Annotated in this window: 19 protein-coding genes; 15 read left to right on the plus strand and 4 right to left on the minus strand. The window is 35.2% G+C overall.

The annotated features are described in order from the left end of the window. Window positions 1-266 precede the first annotated feature (266 nt). The 5 genes from IC221_RS03185 to epsC all read left to right on the plus strand — a co-directional run bounded on the left by IC221_RS03185 (window position 267) and on the right by epsC (window position 4486). Complete coding sequence (locus IC221_RS03185; RefSeq protein ID WP_188167575.1) at window positions 267-1187, plus strand: PfkB family carbohydrate kinase; 921 nt, start codon at window positions 267-269, stop codon at window positions 1185-1187. A 69-nt stretch (window positions 1188-1256) separates the two neighbouring features. Then, a complete protein-coding gene (locus tag IC221_RS03190; RefSeq protein ID WP_188167576.1) occupies window positions 1257-1919 on the plus strand; it encodes a TatD family hydrolase in 663 nt (220 codons plus the stop codon). Window positions 1920-1956: 37 nt separating this feature from the next. Then, window positions 1957-2676, plus strand: coding sequence for a ThiF family adenylyltransferase (locus tag IC221_RS03195; RefSeq protein WP_188167577.1), 720 nt, complete (start codon window positions 1957-1959; stop codon window positions 2674-2676). A gap of 228 nt (window positions 2677-2904) precedes the next feature. After that, window positions 2905-3495 carry a 1-acyl-sn-glycerol-3-phosphate acyltransferase gene (locus IC221_RS03200; protein ID WP_188167578.1) on the plus strand — a complete coding sequence of 197 codons (591 nt, stop codon included), beginning with the start codon at window positions 2905-2907 and terminating at the stop codon, window positions 3493-3495. A 241-nt stretch (window positions 3496-3736) separates the two neighbouring features. Next, window positions 3737-4486, plus strand: coding sequence for a serine O-acetyltransferase EpsC (gene epsC / locus IC221_RS03205; RefSeq protein WP_223241278.1), 750 nt, complete (start codon window positions 3737-3739; stop codon window positions 4484-4486). A 203-nt stretch (window positions 4487-4689) separates the two neighbouring features. Here the strand turns inward: epsC and IC221_RS03210 are convergent, their stop codons facing one another. From IC221_RS03210 to IC221_RS03220, 3 genes are all read right to left on the minus strand, one after another. After that, complete coding sequence (locus IC221_RS03210; protein WP_188167579.1) at window positions 4690-5217, minus strand: hypothetical protein; 528 nt, start codon at window positions 5215-5217, stop codon at window positions 4690-4692. A 186-nt stretch (window positions 5218-5403) separates the two neighbouring features. Next, window positions 5404-6228, minus strand: a complete 825-nt coding sequence (locus IC221_RS03215) for a PspA/IM30 family protein (RefSeq protein WP_188167580.1) — start codon at window positions 6226-6228, stop codon at window positions 5404-5406. Window positions 6229-6249: 21 nt separating this feature from the next. Further along, window positions 6250-6672: a DnaJ domain-containing protein gene (locus IC221_RS03220; RefSeq protein WP_188167581.1), complete on the minus strand. Its 423-nt coding sequence runs from the start codon at window positions 6670-6672 to the stop codon at window positions 6250-6252. A gap of 332 nt (window positions 6673-7004) precedes the next feature. Between IC221_RS03220 and IC221_RS03225 the strand changes: the two genes are divergently transcribed. From IC221_RS03225 to IC221_RS03235, 3 genes are all read left to right on the plus strand, one after another. Further along, window positions 7005-8702 (plus strand): AMP-binding protein, encoded by a 1698-nt coding sequence (locus tag IC221_RS03225; protein WP_188167582.1) that lies wholly within the window; start codon window positions 7005-7007, stop codon window positions 8700-8702. Between the two features lie 60 nt (window positions 8703-8762). Then, window positions 8763-9437: an alpha/beta hydrolase gene (locus IC221_RS03230; RefSeq protein ID WP_188167583.1), complete on the plus strand. Its 675-nt coding sequence runs from the start codon at window positions 8763-8765 to the stop codon at window positions 9435-9437. Between the two features lie 90 nt (window positions 9438-9527). Then, window positions 9528-10115, plus strand: coding sequence for a phospholipid scramblase-related protein (locus tag IC221_RS03235; RefSeq protein ID WP_188167584.1), 588 nt, complete (start codon window positions 9528-9530; stop codon window positions 10113-10115). 178 nt (window positions 10116-10293) lie between these two features. On the opposite strand, the gene IC221_RS03240 is transcribed toward IC221_RS03235, so the two are convergent. Beyond that, entirely contained in the window at window positions 10294-11205 is a 912-nt protein-coding gene (locus IC221_RS03240) for an RluA family pseudouridine synthase (protein ID WP_188167585.1), read from the minus strand. A gap of 224 nt (window positions 11206-11429) precedes the next feature. Between IC221_RS03240 and IC221_RS03245 the strand changes: the two genes are divergently transcribed. The 7 genes from IC221_RS03245 (at window position 11430) to IC221_RS03275 (ending at window position 22189) form a co-directional block, all read left to right on the plus strand. Continuing rightward, window positions 11430-13478 carry a T9SS type A sorting domain-containing protein gene (locus IC221_RS03245; protein WP_188167586.1) on the plus strand — a complete coding sequence of 683 codons (2049 nt, stop codon included), beginning with the start codon at window positions 11430-11432 and terminating at the stop codon, window positions 13476-13478. Window positions 13479-13520: 42 nt separating this feature from the next. After that, entirely contained in the window at window positions 13521-14552 is a 1032-nt protein-coding gene (ribD, locus tag IC221_RS03250) for a bifunctional diaminohydroxyphosphoribosylaminopyrimidine deaminase/5-amino-6-(5-phosphoribosylamino)uracil reductase RibD (protein WP_188167587.1), read from the plus strand. Between the two features lie 97 nt (window positions 14553-14649). Then, the gene (locus tag IC221_RS03255; RefSeq protein ID WP_188167588.1) at window positions 14650-15357 is read left to right on the plus strand and encodes a DNA alkylation repair protein; all 708 of its coding nucleotides are present in this window, start codon (window positions 14650-14652) and stop codon (window positions 15355-15357) included. Window positions 15358-15486: 129 nt separating this feature from the next. Continuing rightward, on the plus strand, window positions 15487-16065 hold the full coding sequence (locus tag IC221_RS03260; RefSeq protein ID WP_188167589.1) for an RNA polymerase sigma-70 factor: 579 nt from the start codon (window positions 15487-15489) through the stop codon (window positions 16063-16065). Between the two features lie 123 nt (window positions 16066-16188). Then, entirely contained in the window at window positions 16189-17145 is a 957-nt protein-coding gene (locus IC221_RS03265; RefSeq protein ID WP_188167590.1) for a FecR family protein, read from the plus strand. Between the two features lie 90 nt (window positions 17146-17235). Continuing rightward, window positions 17236-20556 carry a TonB-dependent receptor gene (locus IC221_RS03270; protein ID WP_223241279.1) on the plus strand — a complete coding sequence of 1107 codons (3321 nt, stop codon included), beginning with the start codon at window positions 17236-17238 and terminating at the stop codon, window positions 20554-20556. A gap of 13 nt (window positions 20557-20569) precedes the next feature. Continuing rightward, window positions 20570-22189 carry a RagB/SusD family nutrient uptake outer membrane protein gene (locus IC221_RS03275; RefSeq protein ID WP_188167592.1) on the plus strand — a complete coding sequence of 540 codons (1620 nt, stop codon included), beginning with the start codon at window positions 20570-20572 and terminating at the stop codon, window positions 22187-22189. Window positions 22190-22220: the final 31 nt, after the last annotated feature.

Raw genomic sequence — 22220 nt, forward strand, 5'->3', positions numbered from 1 at the left:
TTTTGAAATTCTATAATCAGTTAAAAGAGTTCTTTACCATTGAAGTGTGACATTTATTTCTTCAGTAATTATCACCTTACCTTGAGGAATCCTATTCCATGTTGTTTTAATTTATTTTGTAATTATCTTAATGATAATTTATAGGATGAGGGATTTCCATTCAGATTTTTTTACTTTTGTGCTCCTAATATTTAGAAATTAAGTTCTAAGTCACCTTGTTTCATGAAACGACGACTTAGTACACATAAAGTAATAAAATTAAACTTATGAGTTTATTAACTGTAGGTTCAGTTGCTTTTGATGCAATTGAAACACCATTTGGCAAGACTGATAAAATCATTGGAGGAGCAGGTACATACATCTCTATCTCATCTTCATTCTTTGTAAAACCTGTTAGAGTAGTAGCAGTAGTAGGTGATGATTTTCCTCAGGAATACATCAAAACTTTACAAGATCAAGGCGTTGATACAGAAGGTCTTCAAATCAAAGAAGGGGAAAAGACATTTTTCTGGGCAGGGAAATATCACAATGATATGAACTCAAGAGATACGTTAGTAACGGAGCTAAATGTTTTAGAACACTTCGATCCTATCGTTCCAGAAAGTTACCAAGGAACGGAATACGTGATGTTGGGTAACCTTTCTCCACAAGTTCAAAGTACAGTTATTGAGCGTATGAAAGATCGTCCTAAGTTGGTTGTGATGGACACAATGAACTTCTGGATGGACATTGCAATGGAAGACCTTGCAAAAACGATCTCAATGGTAGATGTTCTTTCTGTAAACGATGAGGAAGCTCGTCAATTATCAGGAGAGTATTCATTGAGAAAAGCAGCAAAGAAAATCATGGCAATGGGACCTAAGTACTTAATCATCAAAAAAGGTGAACACGGTGCTTTATTATTCCACGAAGACCAAATTTTCTCAGCTCCAGCTTTACCATTGGAAGAAGTATTTGACCCAACAGGAGCAGGTGATACATTCGCAGGTGGATTTATCGGTTATTTAGCAAAAACAGATGATATCTCTTTTGAGAATATGAAGAAAGCTGTGATCTACGGTTCAGCAATGGCTTCATTCTGTGTTGAAAAATTTGGTACTGAGCGTTTATTAGAAATCACTGAAAAAGATTTAGAAGCACGTGTTCAGGAATTCCATAAATTAACTTCATTTGATATGACTTTCTAATTAGAAAGGAATCAATTGTTGAAACTAAACTTCTCTGCTTATTTTTGAATAAAGTAGAGAAGTTTTTTTATGCATCAATATTTCAACTCACACACTCACCACCCAACAGGTCATGGATTGGAATTGGTGAATCAATTTATTCAAGATGATTTTTCTAATAGTGAAAATTTAGTCAGTGCAGGAATACACCCTTGGCATTTAGATAAGGTAGAACTGACTTCTTGCTTTTTGAAATTGGAAAAGCAGGCCGAAAATTTATCCGCTATCGGAGAAACAGGGTTAGATAGAGTTATTGAATACCCATTGGAAGAACAAAAAGTGATTTTTAAAAGACATATTGATATTGCTGAGCACTATCAAAAACCAATGATTATTCATTGTGTTAGGGCTTACTCTGATGTTCTTCAATTAAGAAAAGAAATGAAACCTAAAATGCCATGGATCTTTCATGGGTTTATGGGAAACCTACAAATTGCACGTCAGATAATAGATAGAGGATGTTTTTTATCCTTTGGAAAGGGAATTTTGCAGCAGAGACCCAAACTCCATCAAGTTATACAAGAGACTCCATCTCAGTTTCATTTATTTGAAACGGATGATGCTCAAGATCTTAAAATAGAGGAAGTTTACCAAAGAGGAGCTTTGCTTTATGGAAAGGATTTAAATGAAGTAGTGGAAGAAAAATTACAAATAGCTAAAAACTTATTTCCCAAAATAAATGATCTTCTTTAGATTTGCAGTCGATTTTTAAAATTTACATTCAAAGAAGATGGGACACTGGCAAGAAAGAACGGAGTTATTAATTGGTCAAGATGGCATTCAAAAATTAGGAAGTAAACACGTACTTATCGTTGGAGTAGGTGGTGTTGGAGGTTTTGCAGCAGAAGCAATTGCAAGAGCAGGAGTAGGTAAAATTACTATTGTAGATGGAGATGTAGTGGATGAAAGTAATAGAAACCGTCAGATCGCAGCATTGATTAGTACTACAGCCAAACCTAAAGCCTCAGTGATTGGTGATAGAATTAAAGACATTAACCCTGATGTGGTATTAGATATTAAAGAAACATATCTGGAAGATGAAGCGGCAATTCATCAGCTTCTTGAAGAATATGATTATGACTACGTGGTAGAATGTATTGACACACTTACTCCTAAAGTGGCATTATTATCTGCTTGTATGGAGAAAAAGATCAAAGTGATCAGTTCTATGGGTGCCGGAGGAAGAATGGATCCTTCTCAAACAAAAGTAGGCAGATTGAGAGATACGTATAACTGCCTTTTAGCAAAACAAGTAAGAAAACGCATTCCTCAGAAATCTTTTAGAAGAAAAATCAAATGTGTATTCTCTCCAGAATTAATTGATAAAAATAAAGTGGTGACCGTAGAAGGTGTAAAACATAAGGCTTCTACAATTGGAACAATTTCTTATATGCCTGCCGTATTCGGTTTGACAGTGGCTTCAGTGGCTATTAGAGACTTGTTGAAATAGACAAAGGTTGTCTGATAAAGACATCTTGCACTACTTCTGAATTTATATATTGATGCTCAGTTATTGAAGTACTTTTCATAGCTGAGCATTTTATATTAACATTGATTTGCTAAAAAAAATGGTGCTTTTGTCACAAACTACCTTGTAAAACCGTCTTATATAAACGAATTTTTAATGTCTTTCAATTAAAATATAACCTATATATCCTTTCAGGGAAAGGAACAAAGTATGATACGATTTATTTTTCGTTTATTATTCAAGTGGAATGGTTGGTCATTGAGTATTGATCACATCGATCAAAATGATTTAAAAAAAAGTGTTTTTCTAGCTACTCCTCACACTTCTAATTGGGATGCTGTTTATATGGTAGCCGCTATGTTAAAAATTGGAGTGAAATTAAGGTTTGCCATCAAAAGAGAATGGATTAGATTTCCATTGAGCATTGCACTTAAACCTATGGGAGCAATCGGTATTGATAGAAGACCTCAAGGCGAAAGAAAAACAAAGTTGAGTATGGTGGAAGCAATGGCTAATTTATTTCAACAAAAAGAAGAGCTTTCGTTGGTCATTCCTCCTGAAGGTTCAAGGTCATTGAGAGAAGAATGGAAATCAGGTTTTTATTATGTCGCTACTACAGCTAAAGTACCTATTGTTTTGGCTTATTTAGATTATGATAAAAAAACGGCAGGTGTTTATGAGGCTTTCCATCCAACGGGAAATTATGAAGAAGATATGAAATACATTATTTCTGTCTATAAGAAACATAACCCAGGGCCGAAATTCCCAGAGTTATTTACCTACGACAAGAGGTTTGCTTAGTCAAAAGGAAAAGATAAACTAAAGTAGAAATGAAAGTTTCTACTTTTTTTTGTCTAAAAACCCATTTACATTTGAATAACAACCCGAAATATATAATTTTCGTTCATAAATTATTAATCCGGAAATGCAGTAAGTACCTTTATCAAGGAATTATCACCAATCATTGGTTATGGAAAGTAAAGTAAAAAACGTGGAGAAAGATATAATCGCACAAATAAATTCTAACAAATGTATGTTTCAAATGCCCTCTAAACAGAAGGCGGAAGAATTTATTGATGATATGTTTCAGTTCTTGTTCCCTGTAGTTTCAGGAGTAGAACAAGGGCATTATGCTGCTGAATTAGCATTGATCAGACTAAAAGGAAAGCTACAGGAGCTTTTCTTACCCATCCGTGATCAATTTGAGGTAGGATGTAGCAGTGCAGCCGAACGTTTCTTTGAGTGTTTACCGGAAGTGCATGCCAAGTTATTGAAAGATGCTCAGGCGATTTATGAGGGAGATCCAGCAGCTAATCATATTGAAGAAGTAATTTTAGCTTATCCTGGCTTTTTTGCCGTTTTTGTGTACCGCCTGTCACATCAACTATATAAATGTGAAGTACCCATTGTTCCGCGTTTGTTTTCAGAATATGCTCATAGTAAAACGGGTATTGATATTCACCCGGGAGCATCAATTGGAGAGTACTTTTGCATTGATCATGGTACCGGAATTGTAGTAGGAGAGACGACCAATATCGGAAACTATGTAAAACTTTACCAAGGTGTTACTTTAGGTGCTTTGAGTGTGAGCAAGGATTTAGCCACTATGAAAAGACACCCTACGATCCAAGATAACGTTATCATTTACTCGGGTACCACTATTTTGGGTGGAGAAACTGTAATTGGAGAGAATTCGATTATTGGTGGAAATGTTTGGTTGACTGAAAGTGTTGAACCTAACTCAACAGTGTATAACCAGAGTACGGTAAGTGTTAGAAAGAAAAAAATATAGGAAACTAAAAATAGCTTATAATATGAAATGCCTCAGCAGAAACGTTGAGGCATTTTTTTATAGATGAGAAGTAAGCGGTTGTGCAATTCAATCGGACGTTTTGAATCTTTATTTTTAGTCTATTCTACCAAAAAATAACGACCTGACTTGTCTCAAATGAAATGTACAACTGCATAAATAATGTGCTGTTTATTGAAATACTGTTATCGGTTCTTACAATATTCAATATGTCCTAATGCATTGTTCAATCCATCAACACCGTTATTCAAGTGTGTAATGGCGTCATGAATATGATCAATAGCAATAGTAAGATGAGAATGCATTTCATTCATGTCATCGGCATAATCCACATTTGTTAGGGTTGTGGTAGCGATATCAAAGATCACCTTAGCATCTTGGAAAGAACCATGAGCATCGTCGGCTTTATCTTTGGCATGAGTGCAAATATCCTCAGCTTGTGCCCGTGCGCTATGGGATTCATCCTTTGCATAATGAGCATTTTTCATGGCTTCTTCGGCTTCTTGCTTTGCAAAAACTACGTTTTCTTTAATACATTCGATAGTATGACAGTCAAAGCATTCGCCAATAAAGTGTAAAGCTGTGTTTGCACCTTCGTGAGACGACTGATAGTAGTCGTAAGCCTCATGTATATCCGAAACGACAACATGATGCTGTGCATTCATAAAGTGAAAAGTGTTAATTAAAAACAGTAAAAATAAGAGTCGTTGCATAAAAGGGGTTGGTTGTTCCGTTTGTACAACATTATTCACAATAAATAAGTGCAGGGCATTAACATAATAATTTAAGGATATTGGAATAGTACAATACTCGCTTTCTTTTTTAGTATAGAAAGGGTATAAAAATAGGACAATACACCGAAGTCTATTGTCCTATTAAAGTATTTATCTTAAAAGCGATTATTGCTTATTTTTCAATTGCTCTTTTAATTTATCTAATTCTGAAGTATCACCACTTGATGAACTAGAAGAAGAAGTATCATTAGTAGTTGAATTGCTTGTATTTTGATTTAAACTAGCTTTTAATTTTTTCAACTCATCAGACGTACCCAAAGAAGCTGTAGATGCTCCTCCACTTAAGCCTAATGCTTGATCGATTTCACTATCCACTGATTTATTTTGAATATCGGCAATTTCACCATATGATTCCGCCAATGCTTCTTTCTCTTCAACTTTTTGTTTCATCTTCTCTAATCGTGCAATTGTAGTAGAAGAATCAACACTTGATAATTGCTTATTTAATTTTGCAGAAGCATCACTTACAGTTGCTCTAGCTCTTAATGTTTTCAATTCATTTTCCCAGTTAGAAATCTGAGATTTTAAACTTTGAACATTACTTTCCATTTTAGAAAGCATACCAGAGTAATTATCAATATTTTTTTGATTAGCACTTGCTCTTTGCTCGTATTGTTGTTTTCTTTCTAAAGCCTGACTCGCTAAACGGTCCGCTTCATCTGCATTAATTTGTCCACTTTGTGCTCTTTGGAGTAACAGTACCGCTTTAGATTCAAATTCACGGGCGTTTCTACTATTCGATTCAAATTCTTTTTTCTCTCGGATAGAAAGTGCTTTTACCTCTGCAAGTCCTTGCATGGACTTTGAAAGGTCACTTTTTAAATCTCTAATACCTTGTTCAGTTTGTTTAATAGGGTTTTCTAATTTATCTAAAACTGAGTGTGCCTCTGATTCTGCTATTCCAAAAAGTCTTTTTAACCATCCAAACATTTTTATAATCTAATTTTATTATTAATTTTTTAATTTTTTTTCAAAGTAATTGTACGCTTCATTGATTTGTAATGTAACCTTTTGTGCCATTTCTTGTTTAGCAGGATCACCGGCATACAAATCTGGATGATATAATTTAACCAATTTTCTGTAAGATTTCTTTATCGTGGCAAAATCATCTCCTTTTTTTACTTCCAAAGCGTTATAATATTCATCTTCTTTAGATTTTTGTTGAGTTTGCTGAGATGAATATTGTTGTTGGGAATGATTTTGATACTGCTGTTGCTGCTTCTGATATTGGTATTTATCATTCTTTATTTCTTCGTAATATTTTTTCCAATCTTCATTTAAATCACTTTCAAAGAGATTTTGAAAAACAGGATTTTTTTCAATCTGATCGTTGATTGTTGCTTTTAATATATTCTTAAATCTGTCGACTAACATCCTCTATATCTTATTCGCTTAATAAACTTTAATACATGTTCTATTATATAAGACGAAAAGTTACTAAAAAAGATACTTTAATACATAAAAAGTTATTTGTGAATGATTTTTCATTTATTTTATTTGTGATATTCGTCATTAGGTGTATATTTGACATTTACTAAAGAGTTGTTAATTAGCACTCTTAGAAAGTACACACTCAAACATTTTTTTTATATTTTTGAGCAGTCATGGCCTTCGATCTTGTTGAAGAATTTGACTTCTTAGATTAATTATCTAATACTATACACAAAAAGAGGTGTTTACCTCTTTAATAACAACCGAAAGTGCAAATGGAACAGAATTTCCCTTGGCATAAACACTATGCCGATTTTACTCCAAAAGAGATCGACCCGGATAATTACCACTCATTACTCAAATTATTTGAGGAATCTTTCCAGAAGTTTTCAAATAAGGTTGCCTATGAAAATATGGGAGGAAAATTAACGTTCGAAGATGTTGATTTAGCATCGCAACGTTTTGCTTCCTATTTACAGAACCAATGTAAAATGAAGAAAGGGGATCGTATAGCGATTCAAATGCCAAATACATTGCAGTACCCTATTGCAATGATTGGGGCTATTCGAGCGGGGATGGTTGTAGTAAATACAAACCCTCTTTACACGGAAAGAGAAATGGAGCATCAGTTCTCAGATGCAGGAGTAAAAACGATAGTGATTTTAGCCAATTTTGCGGATAAACTTCAAAATATACAAGGTAGGTTACCTGAACTAAAAAATATTATTATTACTGAGCTAGGCGATCTATTGGGATTCCCCAAAAGTCTTATTGTCAACTCTGTGGTAAAATACGTAAAAAAGATGGTGCCTGCTTATAAATTGCCAACCGCGGTACCCTTCAAGAAAGCTTTAAGTGAAGGAGCTAAAGCAGAGTACAAACGTCCGGCAATGACTGGGCAAGATCATGCTTTCTTACAATATACAGGAGGTACTACTGGAGTAGCAAAGGGTGCAATTCTAACGCATAGAAATATAGTAGCCAATTTGGAGCAATCAAACGCATGGCTACAAGGATGTCTTGAAGAAGGAAAAGAATTAGTGATTACAGCTTTACCATTGTATCATATATTTGCTTTGACTGTAAATTGTATGACTATGATGAAAATTGGGGCACACAATTTATTGATCACCAACCCAAGAGATATGGATGGTTTCTTAAAAGAAATCAGCAAGTATAAATTCTCTATTCTGACAGGTGTAAATACACTTTTCAATGGAATGCTAAATCATAAAAAGTTCGCTGATATTGATTTTTCTAAATTGAAGGTAACTATTGGTGGCGGTATGGCTGTACAAGAAGCCGTAGCAAAACGATGGGAAGAGGTGACAGGTTGTACTTTAGCGGAAGGCTATGGTTTGACGGAAACTTCTCCGGTAGTGTGTGTACACCGTTTGGATAGTCCTAAAATCGGTACAATTGGTTTACCGTACCCCTCTACCAATGTGAAAATCTTGAATGAGGAAGGTGTTGAAGTGCCTATTGGTGATGAGGGTGAACTTTGTGTGAAAGGTCCTCAAGTAATGAAGGGGTACTGGAAACGAGAAGAGGAGACAGCAGAAACTTTCTTCCCGAATGGATGGTTAAGAACTGGTGATATTGCTACGATGGACCATCATGGTTATTTCAAGATTGTAGACCGTAAAAAGGATATGATCTTGGTCTCTGGATTTAATGTATATCCAAATGAGGTAGAAGAAGTACTAGCCATGCATGAAGGTGTTGACGAATGTGCTGTAATTGGTATCCCTGATGATAAATCTACGGAAGCCGTGAAGTGTTTCATCGTGAAAAAAGACCAACATCTTACAGCTGATGCTTTGAAGGAGTTCTGTAAACAAAATTTGGCAGGTTATAAAGTGCCAAAACATTATGAGTTCAGAACTGAATTACCAAAATCTACCGTGGGTAAGATTATGAGAAGATTCTTGAAAGAAGAAGAGTTGGAGAATACTAAAAAGGTTCTTCACTAAAATTTATAATATTACAACTGAAGGTACTGTTTAAAAGGCAGTACCTTTTTTTATGAAATTATGGAACATCATCAACAATGGGTCCCTCTCCAAATTGAGGCGCCTTTCTACACTAACGGAACAATAACAAATAAGACAGAACACCTATGGATGGTGCTTCACGGTTATGGTCAATTAGCGGATCATTTTATGAGAAGGTTTGATATTTTGAACACCGAAAGGCATCATGTAGTGGGCTGTCAAGGTTTATCTCGCTTTTATTTGGATAAGCAATATCAAAAGGTGGGGGCATCTTGGATGACAAAAATGGATAGAGAGGCAGACATCAAGCATCAGCAGCAATACCTCTCTAATGTTTTTGAAAATCGTTTAAGTGATTTGGGAGAGCATAAGGATCAGTTAAAATTCAACTACCTTGCATTCTCACAAGGAGGGGCAACCTTATTAAGGTGGCTTAAATATTATAAACCTAAGGTGGATAACCTTATTCTTTGGGCGGCAGATATGCCAAAAGAATTTTCACTAGAGGATTACTCTTTCTTATCCCCTGATTCTACTGTCTTTATAGTGTTAGGAGATAGAGATCCTTTCAGAACTTTCATTGACATAAAAAAACAAAAAGAGTTATTAAACTCGCTAAATTGTAATTCCAAATTCATTAACTTTGATGGAGGACATCACGTAAGAAGAGATGTTCTTGAAGAATGCGTAAAGCATTTTGATGATAAATTTTAATGAACTAATATCTCTTATTTTTTCGGTTGAGTTACTAACAATTAAGTGCCTTCTTGTGCTTAGAAATGGAGATACTAAACAAACTATTTTATGCATCCCTTATTAAATAAAAATCAATTCTTTGTAAAGGAACATGTGGGAATGTTCAAAGCGGCAAACAACTATGATATTTATGATCCAGCTACAAATGAGATCATCATGGAATGTCGTGAGGATTCATTAGGTTTTTTTACTAAAATCCTTCGATTTACTGATTACAAAAGAATGACTCCTTTCCATATTGATATCAAAACAACAACGGGACAAAAAATCCTGACTGTTAAAAGGGGAATTTCTATTTTCTTATCAGACGTTGAAGTGTTGGATGAAAATGATCAATTAATTGGTGTATTCAAACAAAAACTATTCTCGATCGGCGGTAAATTTGAAGTATTTGATGCTGCTGGAACGTCACTTTGTATGCTGAAAGGAAAGTGGACAAGCTGGGATTTCAGGTTTATGAAAGACGATTTTGAGTTTGCTCATGTAAGTAAAGAGTTTGCAGGTTTTGCAAAAGAATTATTTACATCTGCGGATAATTATGGTTTAGAAATCAATCCAGAGGTACCACAAGATCACAAGCTTAGATTACTAATTATGGCTGCAGTGATGTGTATCGATATGGTATTAAAAGAATAAAGTTGAAGTAGGTTTAGATAGAGCAAACTTCAAAAAATAAGGGTAAGTATAGATTGAAAGCTAAAATACCTTTTTCTTTCAAGAGACACTTCTACATCTTTTAAAAGTAAGACAGAGAGTGTTCGCAGGAACATCAATTGATGGTTGATTATAACTTAGCGTACAATGTAGAAAAGAGTTACAACTCCTTACCCTTATATTTTTCCCACATTTTGGTTTCTCTTTCCAAAAGAGCATCAAATTTTGTGGGGTAATTAGTAGAAAATGCTTGCCTCTCATTGGTTCTAGGATGTACAAAAGAAATAGAAGTGCTACTCAAGAATAATCCCTTCCCTTTTAAAGTATTTCCTTCCTCCCCATACTCTTTATCTCCAACAATTGGATGCTGTATCATTGCAAGATGTTTTCTTAGTTGATGTGTTCTACCCGTATGAGGTTCTAATTCTACCAATGTTAGCATTTTACTTCTTAAGGAGGAGACCGCTTTTACAACACGATAAGAGCTATGGCAGGGTTTATTTTCAAGGGGATAAGTGATATCACCTTTCTGATGGACAAAACTTCCCATGGCTACAGCATGATATTTTTTCTTGATCGTTTTGTCTTCAAACTGTTGCCCAAGTTTTACTCTTGCCAATCGCGTTTTTGCAATTAATAAAAGCCCTGATGTAGGAGCATCTAATCGATGGCATGGTTTGGGCCAAGGCATGGCATCAATAAGCGGGCTTTGTGATACATTGTACAGCAATGCATTTTCAATTGTTTTAAACTGATTACCACTTACCGGTATACCAGAAGGCTTATAAATTACAGCCAAATCTTCATCCTCAAAAATGACCTCAAGTTTCATTTCAAATATTTTAGGTGCTTTAGCTTCTTCAGCATAAATCACAATTTCTTGAGCAGGAGTGATCCATTCAGCTCCCTTCAGGACTTGCCCATTACAAACTACCCGTTTTTCTTTAAAAGCCTTTTTTAGGCCATTTCGTGATGTCACAAATTCGCTTTGCTTTAGAATAAAATCAAAAAAACGTTCTTGTTGATCAATTTGATCTGGGGTGTGAATCTGTTCAAGGATTACTTTCTCCATGCTGAAAAATATATATAAAAAACACTGAAACCTTACTGTGGTGAACTTGTAGGATTTTGAGATAAAGTTAGAGAAAAGAAAAGAATTAAGTTTAATGATAAAAAAATAACCTCCTATTTCATTCAAATAATCACATTGATACAATAAAACTGAGGAAACTGCTTTAGATAAGTTTGTGTTAGATGGAATAACCGACTTAGTATTAAAACCAAATTGAAACTATCATGAAAGTCTATCTAATATTTATACTGGTGCTTTGTTCACTTACCCACGAATTATCAGCTACTACTTATTACTCTCAAAGTAACGGGAATTTTTCTTCAGATGCGATATGGTATACCACGGAAAGTGGTTCCTCTTCAGAACAATGGGTGAAAGGAGATGAAATAAGTAATCCCTCCACGCATGATTTTATAGTACAACATAATGTCACTCTTCCTAGTTCAAGTATCTCCGTAAAAAGTATTACCATCAAAAGTGGTAAATACCTTTATCATATGGCATCAGGTACTGCTGGACAATCTACTTTGACAGTGACAAATTTGAATGTGATAGGCATTCTTTATATCAGGAACAATTATGTTAATCTTACTATTGAAAATATTTATTTCTTAGAAGGATCAAATTTTAATCTAACAGAATCAGTTGCGAATATTACACACAATGGGATGTTTTATAGTAATAGTGTCACCACTTTGACATTAGACCTTGCTTTTCCTACTGTTTCGGGCTTATTGGGTGACTATATAGATGGTACTATTACTGCGGATAATACATTACGTTATCCTTCGGGTTCATTAGAAAATACATTAGCAGATTTACCTTCAGAATTTCTTGAAGAAACAGGTTCAATTACGTTGGATAAAGACTATACACTGAAGGTAAGTAGTGCCATTCCTTCAACTTTTACAATAGCAGCGGGAACAAGTGCCAACGCAGAGGACAACGGTAGTATAGAATTTCTTGAGGGAGCCTCTGGAACGTTTACAGCAACAAATACGAATCCTTTTAATAACGTAAGAATCAATACTACTTTAGGTATAACTCTGGGCAGAAGTTTGGTGATGGGTGGAGAATTATTCTTAGATAATGGAATATTGACAACATCGACTTATCGACTCACAATAGAGGAAGGTGGCTCCGTTAATGGAGCTTCTTATTCTGAAAACCTAAATGCAACGAGTTCAGGTGGCTCGGATGCATCACATGTGGACGGTGAAATGAGATTAGAAGTCGCGGCGGGTACAAAGGGATATGTTTTATTACCCATTGGAGATGCTAATATGTTGAGAGTGGGAGGCGTTCAAAATTTGGTAGCTTCTCCAAGTGCATATATACTCACCGCACAATATTTTCATACACCTTATTCTGATGTCTCAAATATTAGTGACTTGGGGGTGAATGTAAGTTCTGTTGAACATTGGGAAATTGAGGTAGACGGATCAGCTGTAGATGTAGATAATACAAATTATAACTTCAATGTTGCAGTCTCTTATCATTCCAACTCAGGAGTGAATGAAAGTCAGACGGCTTCACTTCATCTTATGCATTATAATAGTGGGGCAACCGAATGGTTTTCGGAAGGAAATGTAGGAGGAGGTTCAACACACGTCACCCCTAATGGAGGCCTTTATACTGGTGGAAGTGTTACAGGCTTTGTAGTAGACGCCGTAAAGTCATTTAGTCCATTTACTTTAGGAGGAGACAGTGATGATCATGACCTTCCTATTACTTTGAAATCATTTGAAGTAGAGAAAGAAGGCGATGCTCTAGATTTTAATTGGGTAACGTCACAAGAAATCAATAATGATTATTTTGAGTTGGAAGGATCTACCGATCGAAAATATTCTAATGTTCTGGCTAAAATAGAAGGTGCAGGAAATTCAAATGTAGAAATTAATTATACTCAAACAGTCACAAAAGGTCTTTGGGAGAAATATCAATATTTCCGCTTGAAACAGACGGATTATGATGGACAATTTTCTTATTCAGAATGGGTACAGGTTGGTAATAATGATTTACCCAATAGTTTTGATTACATCATTTATCCAAACCCGTCAAGCACTGAGATTAATATTGAAACTACTGCGTTAATCAATGAAACAGTCAGTACTTATCAGATTTTTGATTTAAATGGAAAGAGATATCATGAAACGCAATGGGACGCAACACATCATACAATTGATATTTCCACTTTACCAAAAGGAATTTATATGTTAATGATTTCTACTGCCTCCGGAAAAAAGAAGATTCAACGTTTCACAGTCCAATGATCAATAACTAAATTAGCTATCGGAAATTAACAGACGATAGTTATGGACAAAAAATATATGTATAGAGCATTACAGCTCGCTCAAAAAGGAATGGGAAATGTAAGCCCAAACCCAATGGTAGGTGCTGTAATTGTATATAAAGATAGAATTATTGGAGAGGGATATCATCAGAAATATGGTGAGCCACACGCTGAACCTAATGCAATTGCTTCTGTAAAAAAAGAAGATCAACAGTATCTTTCTGAAGCAGATATGTATGTGACGTTAGAGCCTTGCAGTCATTATGGAAAAACACCTCCGTGTGCTGATCTGATTGTAAGGACAAAATTAAAAAATGTATATGTCTGTAATCTTGATCCTAACCCACTTGTAGCGGGACGAGGAATCAAAAAGATGACAGATGCGGGCATACATGTTGAGACTGGAATTTTAGAGGAAGAAGGTTTGGAAGTAAACAAGCGTTTCTTTAAAACCATGGTGCATAATAAGCCATATGTGATCTTGAAATATGCTCAGACGGCTGACGGTTTTGTGGCTAGAGAAAATTACGATTCAAAATGGATCAGCAATGGTTTGTCGCGTCAGCTAGTTCACAAAATGAGAGCAGAGGAAGATGCAATTATGGTAGGAAGCAATACCGCAAAGCATGATAATCCAACGTTGAATACTAGAGATTGGGCTGGTAAAAATCCGTTAAGAGTTGTCGTTGATAGAGAGCATAAGTTGAATCAGAGTTTAGATCTTTTTGATAACGAGTTGAAAACTATTTGTTATACGACTTCTTTTGATGAAGAAAACGAGAACCTTGCTTTTATTCCTTTAGGAAAAGATACTTTCTTTGAAGACCTTTTGACTGATTTGATGGGTAGAAAAGTACGTTCAGTGATTGTTGAAGGAGGTAGTAGATTATTAACGCAGTTCATTAATAAAGGATTATGGGATGAAGCTCATATTTTCACTTCATCAACTACGACCTTTGGTAAAGGTATTGAAGCACCAACTTTGACTAATGCTAGGAAAGTATCGTCTCAACAGATTGAAGGAGATGATTATTCCATTTACAAAAGAAGATAAAACCATTACAATATTATAATGAAGTCTCCTGCTTAGTGCTCTAATCAGGAGATTTTTTTATTTTAGGACTTACATCATTCACTCAAACGAATTCAAGATGACAAAAAATGAAGTAATGGATGTCCTTTATCAATTGGGAAATGAAGGAACGAAGTCTATTTATTTAAAGCATGGTGCTAAAGAACCTTTTTTTGGCGTGAAGGTCGGTGACTTAAAAACGATACAAAAGAAGGTGAAAAAAGACCATGATTTGGCACTTGAACTGTACGCTACAGGCAACTCTGATGCGATGTATTTGGCAGGACTGATTGCAGATAACAAAACCATCACAAAAGAAACTTTACAAGAATGGGTGAAGCAGGCTAATTGGTACATGCTGTCAGAATATACGGTAGCTTGGATCGCTTCAGAATCAAAATTTGGTTGGGAATTGGGGCTAGAATGGATCAATGATTCAGCTGAAGGAGTTCAAAGTGCAGGATGGTCCACGCTTTCCAATTACATTGCTATCACAGCAGATGACCAAATTGATATAAAAAAGGTTGAAGAATTACTAGACCAAGTCAATGCTGATATTCATGAATCATTAAATAGAGTGAGGTATACAAAAAATGGATTCGTGATTTCTGTTGGTTCATACATTCCCTCTTTGACAGAAAAAGCAATGGAGGTCGCTAAAAATATTGGGAAAGTAAGTGTCAATGTGGGTGATACAAGCTGTAAAGTACCTTTGGCTTCTGATTATATTCAGAAAATAATTGAAAAAGATAGAGTGGGGAAGAAGAAGAAAAAAGCGAGGTGTTAAGTGTATGATCTGTTTGAAGAAGGAAAGACTTCATGGTTCTTTCTTCACTATTTATTCCATTTTTGTTAATATGATGATCACATAGTTGCCGATTTTTATTTACTAGTTTTGCGTAACAAATCTAAGACAATGAAAAACAAACTATCGAAATCATCTGATACTGAACTTTTAAAGCTTCTTTTAGAAGAAAAAAAACTTTCTGCTTTTGATGAAATTTACGACCGCTATTTTGACCGTTTGCTCCGGTTCGGGTATCAAATATTGAACGATCAGCAATTAAGTGAAGATATTATTCAAGAGATTTTTGTTACGCTTTGGACCAAAAAAGAAACACTGCAAATCACTCACCTCAATGCCTATTTACATCAAGCTGTAAAATTTCAAGTGGCCAAACATTTCCGAAAGGCAGTCCTCACTGAAGAGCAATTAGAATTGGCAGAACATATATTTAGTCAACAAAATACAGATGACCTCGTCATTGTCAATGAGCTTAACGAAGAAGTCCATCATTTATTAGAAGAACTACCTCATCGTTGTAAAGAAGTATTTCACCTTTCACGATTTGAACATTTATCCAATCAAGAAATTGCAAAAAGATTGGACATCTCTATCAGAACTGTTGAAACCCATATTTCGCATGCATTAAAATTCTTAAAGGAAAATATTTCAGTCACTTCTATGTTGCTTTTTTATTTCTTATTCCTTTAAGAAGGGTAATTAAAATGAACAAACTATTACTTGAATAAACTGTTTGTGAACTCTCCACTTTTTCCCGAAAATAACTACGTGTATCCTTCCTCATTTGATACTAATAGTTGAAAAAACATTAATATGAAAGATAAAGACTTTTTACATATCATCGATAAGTACGCTGAGCAAAAAGCAAACAACAATGAGACAAAACTTGTAGATCATTTCTTTGAGGAAAGTCAAAGTATTCATTCAAAAGGACAGAGTGAAGTCAACAAGTTAGTGGCTAAAAAGAGAGTGCTCCATAAAATACATCAAGAGATTGGTGTAAACAAGCAGGTTACTTTTTATCGCTCTCCAGTTTTCAGGTATGTGGCTTCAATGCTACTTTTAGGGCTGTTGGTTGGTCTTTATTTTTCTTTTCAGAAGGCAGTTGTTGAAAGAATAACAATACAGACAACTATTGGAGAACAAAAAGAAGTGAAACTTCCTGATGGATCAACTGTACATCTTAATAATCAGAGTAGTCTTTCTTATGAAAGTAATTTTGAAAAGAATAGGGTTTTAGAACTGCAAGGAGAAGCGTTTTTTGATGTGCAAAGAGATAGTTTACACCCTTTTCAAGTACTTACAAAAAATACTGTAACGCAGGTTTTGGGTACTTCTTTTAATATCAAATCATATGATGAAACTGATGTGAAAGTGGTCGTAAGAACTGGAAAAGTGAATGTAAAAAGTAGAAAAGACCAGAAAAACTCCGTGGATTTGTTACCACAACAAATGACGAATTATAAAGGAGAACATCAAGCTTTAGAGAGGGTAATTGCTTCCAAAAATGAGGATTTTCAGTGGATGAACAAAGTAATTGTTTTCGACCATACACCCATAGAAAGTGCCATTGAGGAGTTAGAAAGGTGGTACAATATTGAAATTGACATTGCTGATCACAATATCAAAAATTGTCAATTAAACGGTAAATACAAAGTAGGAAAACTAGAGGAAATCCTGGAAGGGTTAGCCTTTATGAATAATATTCAATACCAATTTCAGGACAAGGACGTCATCGTTCTGAGTGGTAGAGGATGTCAATCGCAATAAATAAAAAACCCGACACTGTTGGTGCAGGACGGGTGATAAATCAATCGCAAAATTAATTTATTTATGAGTACAAATGTAAACAAATTGTTGATGAAATTATCAACAAAACGGCTTATTTATGCCTTAATTTTTCTAGGTGTTTTAATTATAAATCCACCAATACATGCATTTCATATTCAAAATACAGATAAGACCATACACTTAAATGTTGAAGGTATTTCTTTGCATGACTTATTAAAAGCCATAGAAAGTAAAACAGATTATGTTTTTATGTACGATCAATCTGTTGAGCAAAACAAGGCGGTATTTAATATCTCTTCTTCATCCATTTCTATAACAGAGATTTTAGAAAAAATTACGACTAAGACAGGATATACATTTAAGGTCATCAATCAAACGGTGTATGTAAAACAACCGACTGATACTACAGATAAATCAATTGGTTATTCGAAAGAGCAACAAGAAAAAATTATTGAAGGGCAAGTCATTGATAGTGATACAAAAGAGCCTTTGATAGGAGCTTCAGTTTATATCAAAAATTCTAGGAAAGGGGTTGTTACTGATTTCAATGGGAATTTTAGACTTAAGGTTCAAAGCACTACTACTACGTTAGTTTGTTCGTATATCAGTTATCAAACACAAGAGGTTGCCATTGATGGGGAAAACACCATTACAATTGCTTTACAGGCGGATTTACAGGCACTCCAAGAAGTAGTGGTGGTAGGATATGGAACACAAGAAGCGAAAGATGTGACTGGTGCTGTTGGTATGGTAAAAGAAGATGAGTTTAACCAAGGAATGATCAATTCTCCAGAGCAACTTTTACAAGGAAAAATGGCAGGTGTTAATGTTGTAGCATCAAGTGGAGAGCCAGGTGCGGCAATGAATATTGTGATCCGTGGAGCAAGCTCAATCAGAAGTGGAAATTCTCCGCTCTATGTAATCGATGGAATGCCATTAGACAATTCTGATGTTTCACCTGAAGGAGCAGATATGGGAGTGGGAAGCTCACAGGCAAAGAACCCTTTGAATTTTTTAAACCCAAATGATATCGCTTCTATCAATATTCTTAAGGATGCTTCTGCAACAGCAATTTATGGTGCAAGAGGTTCTAATGGTGTCATTTTAATTACAACTAAAAAAGGAAAAGAGGGGAAAGGTACTTTGAGTTATGCCGGATCTGCAGGTTTATCCACTTTGTCTAAGAGAATTGATGTTTTAGAAACCCCTGCCTTCATTACTGCGACTGATAGAATAGCGGAAGAAAATGGAACGGAGAACAATTACATTTACGATAGAAATGTAAATACGGATTGGCAAAAAGAAATGACAAGAACGGCCAAGACCCAAAACCATAATCTTTCGTTTTCAGGTGGAAAAGATCAATCTTCTTACTTAGCTTCTATCAACTATTTTGATCAGGAAGGTATTATGAAGCAGAGTCAGCAAACTCGATTTTCGGGAAGAATTAATGTTACTCAAAACTTCTTTGAAGATCGATTAAAACTGGGCGCTAATTTAACAGCAAGTCAAGTGGAAGACTCGGGTATTCCAAGAAGTAACGGAGCAGGATCTGGAGGTGAATTGATCACTAATATGTTGAAGTCTAATCCTACTTACCCTACGCATGATGAAAATGGAGAACTGTTTGTATTCCCTTCAGGTGTCAATCCTTATGCTTTCTTAGAGTTATATCAAGATTACACAAAAACAAACCGTATCATAGGTAATTTTAATGCAGAACTTCAACTATTAAAAGGATTGAGTTACAAGTTGAATACAGGTGTGGATAATGCTACTTCCAATAGAAATCTGCAGATTGATCCTAATAATATTGAATTCTTTAGCCCTAATGGCCGTGCGACAATTCTCAATGTAGAGAGTGAAAATAGATTGATAGAAAACTATTTTAACTATCAATTTAAAACAGGAAGACACAATATGAAATTTCTATTGGGTCATTCTTATCAGCGATTTTACAGAAGAACTTATGGCTTTACAGTTAATAATTTAACGACCACTGAAGTAGATGCCATTAATAATCCAAGTATCGGTTCTGATTTAACTTCTACACCACCAACAGGTAGTGCTCAGGTCAATGAACTACAGTCATTCTTTGGAAGAGTGAATTATACTTTCAATGAAAAATACATCTTTACAGCATCATTAAGAGCAGATGGTTCTTCGAAGTTTGGAGATAATAACAAGTATGGTATTTTCCCTTCTTTTGCAGCCGCTTGGCGATTAAGTGAGGAGCCCTTTATTCAGAACTTAGGTGTATTTTCTAACCTCAAATTAAGAGCAGGCTGGGGACAAACGGGTAATCAGGAAATTCCAAATAAAATCACTCAAGCTTCTTATTCAACAAGTGTATCGAATGGCTATTGGTTGAATGAAGGTGGTGAAATTACGAATGGAATTTCATTGGCTCGTACTGCAAATCCAGATATCAAATGGGAGGTAAATACACAAGCTAATATTGGTGTTGACTTTGAACTTTTCCAAGGGAAATTGTATGGAACTTTTGATTATTTCAACAAAAAAACAACGGATTTACTATTAAAAATGACCTCTCAAGATCCATCACCTTCTCCTTACGTTTGGAAAAATGTTGATGGTACTATTACGAATAAAGGTTTCGAATTTTCATTGGGTGGCCATATTTTGACGAAAGGAAACTTTAATTGGAGTGTAGATGCTAATGTGACTCGCATTCAAAACGAAATCAATAAACTGCCTTTGACTTTAATTTCTACAGGTTCACTGTCAGGCCCTGGTTTATCAGGTGCACAAGTCAACGCTTATGCGAATGGACAACCTATTGGCGCTTTTTACTTATTAGAACACCTTGGGTTTGATGAAGAGGGTAAAAATATCTTTAATGATGTGGATGGGGATGGAACTATCACTAACAATGATAGAATATTTGCAGGTAGTGCACTTCCAGATTATACATTAGGTCTTACGAATAATCTATCTTATAAAAATGTTGACTTGTCATTTTCATTGAATGGAAGTATCGGAAACAAGGTGTATAATAATACGGCGAATGCTTATTTCTCTATTCCATCACTTACGAACGGTAATAATATTACGAATGCTATTGCCAATACCAATGAAAGTAGTCAGAACGTTCCTCAGCCTTCTACTTATTACTTGGAAGATGCCGATTTCTTGAGATTAAACTATCTCACTATTGGTTATAAGTTTAATACAAGCAAGTGGAACAATGTAAGTAACCTTCGTATTTATGCTACTGGTCAAAACTTGTTGACCATCACCAATTATTCAGGTTTTGACCCTGAGGTAAACACTGATAAATCATCAGATGGAAACCTTTCCTACGGTATTGATTATGCCAACTACCCAAGAGCAAGAACTTATATTTTGGGTGTCAATGTATCTTTCTAAATCTAACAACATCATGAAATCTCTTATCAAAGTATCTTATATATTTTTAGCTTCTGTTATGGTGGGGTGCACCGATCTTAAAGAAGAAATTTTGGATGAAACGCTAAATAAAGATCTTATTACATCAAGTGAAGCGGCGGAAAGTGTTACGGCTGCTGCCTATGCTCGTTTACGTTCCACTTTTACGCACAATGCCAAGGTATTTGGCTTACAAGAAATCACAACAGATGAAGCCATCTGCCCCACAAGAGGAACAGACTGGGATGATAATGGTCTTTACAGAGAATTGCACACGCATACTTGGACGGCCAATAATGGGGCTATCCGTAATACTTGGAATGAACTGAACCAAGGTGTAGCAAAGTCGATGATTGCAATAAAAACAATGCAAGACATGGACGGTAACTTTGACCGATATATTGCAGAAACTACGGTTTTAAAAGCATTTTATATGATGCATTTATTGGATTTGTATGGTCAGGTGCCAACAAGAGATGTTGAAACTTTGAAGTTCAATGAAGATCCTTTGGTGTTGAAAGGTGAAGAAGCAGTACAATACATAGAGGAAGATTTATTGAGTACTATCGATCATTTAGGTACAAAAGAAGAAGTGGGGAGTTCAAGAATCACAAAAGAAGTGGCTCAAGCTTTATTATCACGTTTATACCTCAATACATCTGTATATACTGATCCGTATGCTTCTTCTTACGAATTCAAATCTGAAGATTTAACGAAAGTAATTCAACATGCATCAGAAGTCATAAATTCTTCAAGCTATCAATTAGAAACCGCTGATTACTTCTCCATTTTCGATACAGATAATCATGGACATAGCGAAATGATTTTTGCAGTGGATCAACGCTTAGAATACAACTTAGGTGACAACCGTTTTGCTGTAGTTAGTTTAGCAAGATCACAAAAGCCAACACCTACCCGAAGAGGATGGAATGGATATGCAACATTGCCAGAATTTGTTGATACTTGGGATGTAACAGATCCTCGATTCTCAAAAGTGAACTTCGCACAAGAAGAAGGTACTTTAGCTCCAGAGCTCTATGAGTTGAATAGAGGTTTTATGTCGGGGCAACAGTATGGTCCTGTATTAAATGAAGATCAAAGTGATTTTGAAAAAGATGCATCTGGTCAATTAATCATTACGGCCTTGATGAACGATAGAGACGGACAACCTACCGACTTTACAAAAGAAGTGAAGCTATTTGATAATCAATCTTCTGGGATTCGTGTAGCAAAATATCAATTTGATATCAATGGCTCATCCAATAGTCGTGGTCAAGTCGATATTCCACTAATTAGATTAGGGGATGTTTATCTGATGAGAGCAGAGGCTAAATTTAGAAATAATGATGTCGCAGGAGCACTTTCTGATATCAATATTTTGAGGACAGCAAGGGGTGCTAAACCATTAACTTCTCTAACAGAAGAAGCACTTTTTAATGAAAGAGGTTTTGAGCTGTATTGGGAAATGCAGAGAAGAACAGATATGATTCGTTTTGGAAAGTTTGAGGATAAGTGGACTGAAAAAAGCAGTTCAGATCCTAATAAAAGGGTTTTCCCTCTTCCTCAAACGGCACTAGATGCCAATTTAAACTTAGTACAAAACAAAGGTTACTAAATATTTCTAATCAATTCATGAGGGATTCAAT

It is taken from the genome of Flammeovirga sp. EKP202 (assembly GCF_014534745.1).
In the GTDB taxonomy this organism is placed as follows: domain Bacteria; phylum Bacteroidota; class Bacteroidia; order Cytophagales; family Flammeovirgaceae; genus Flammeovirga.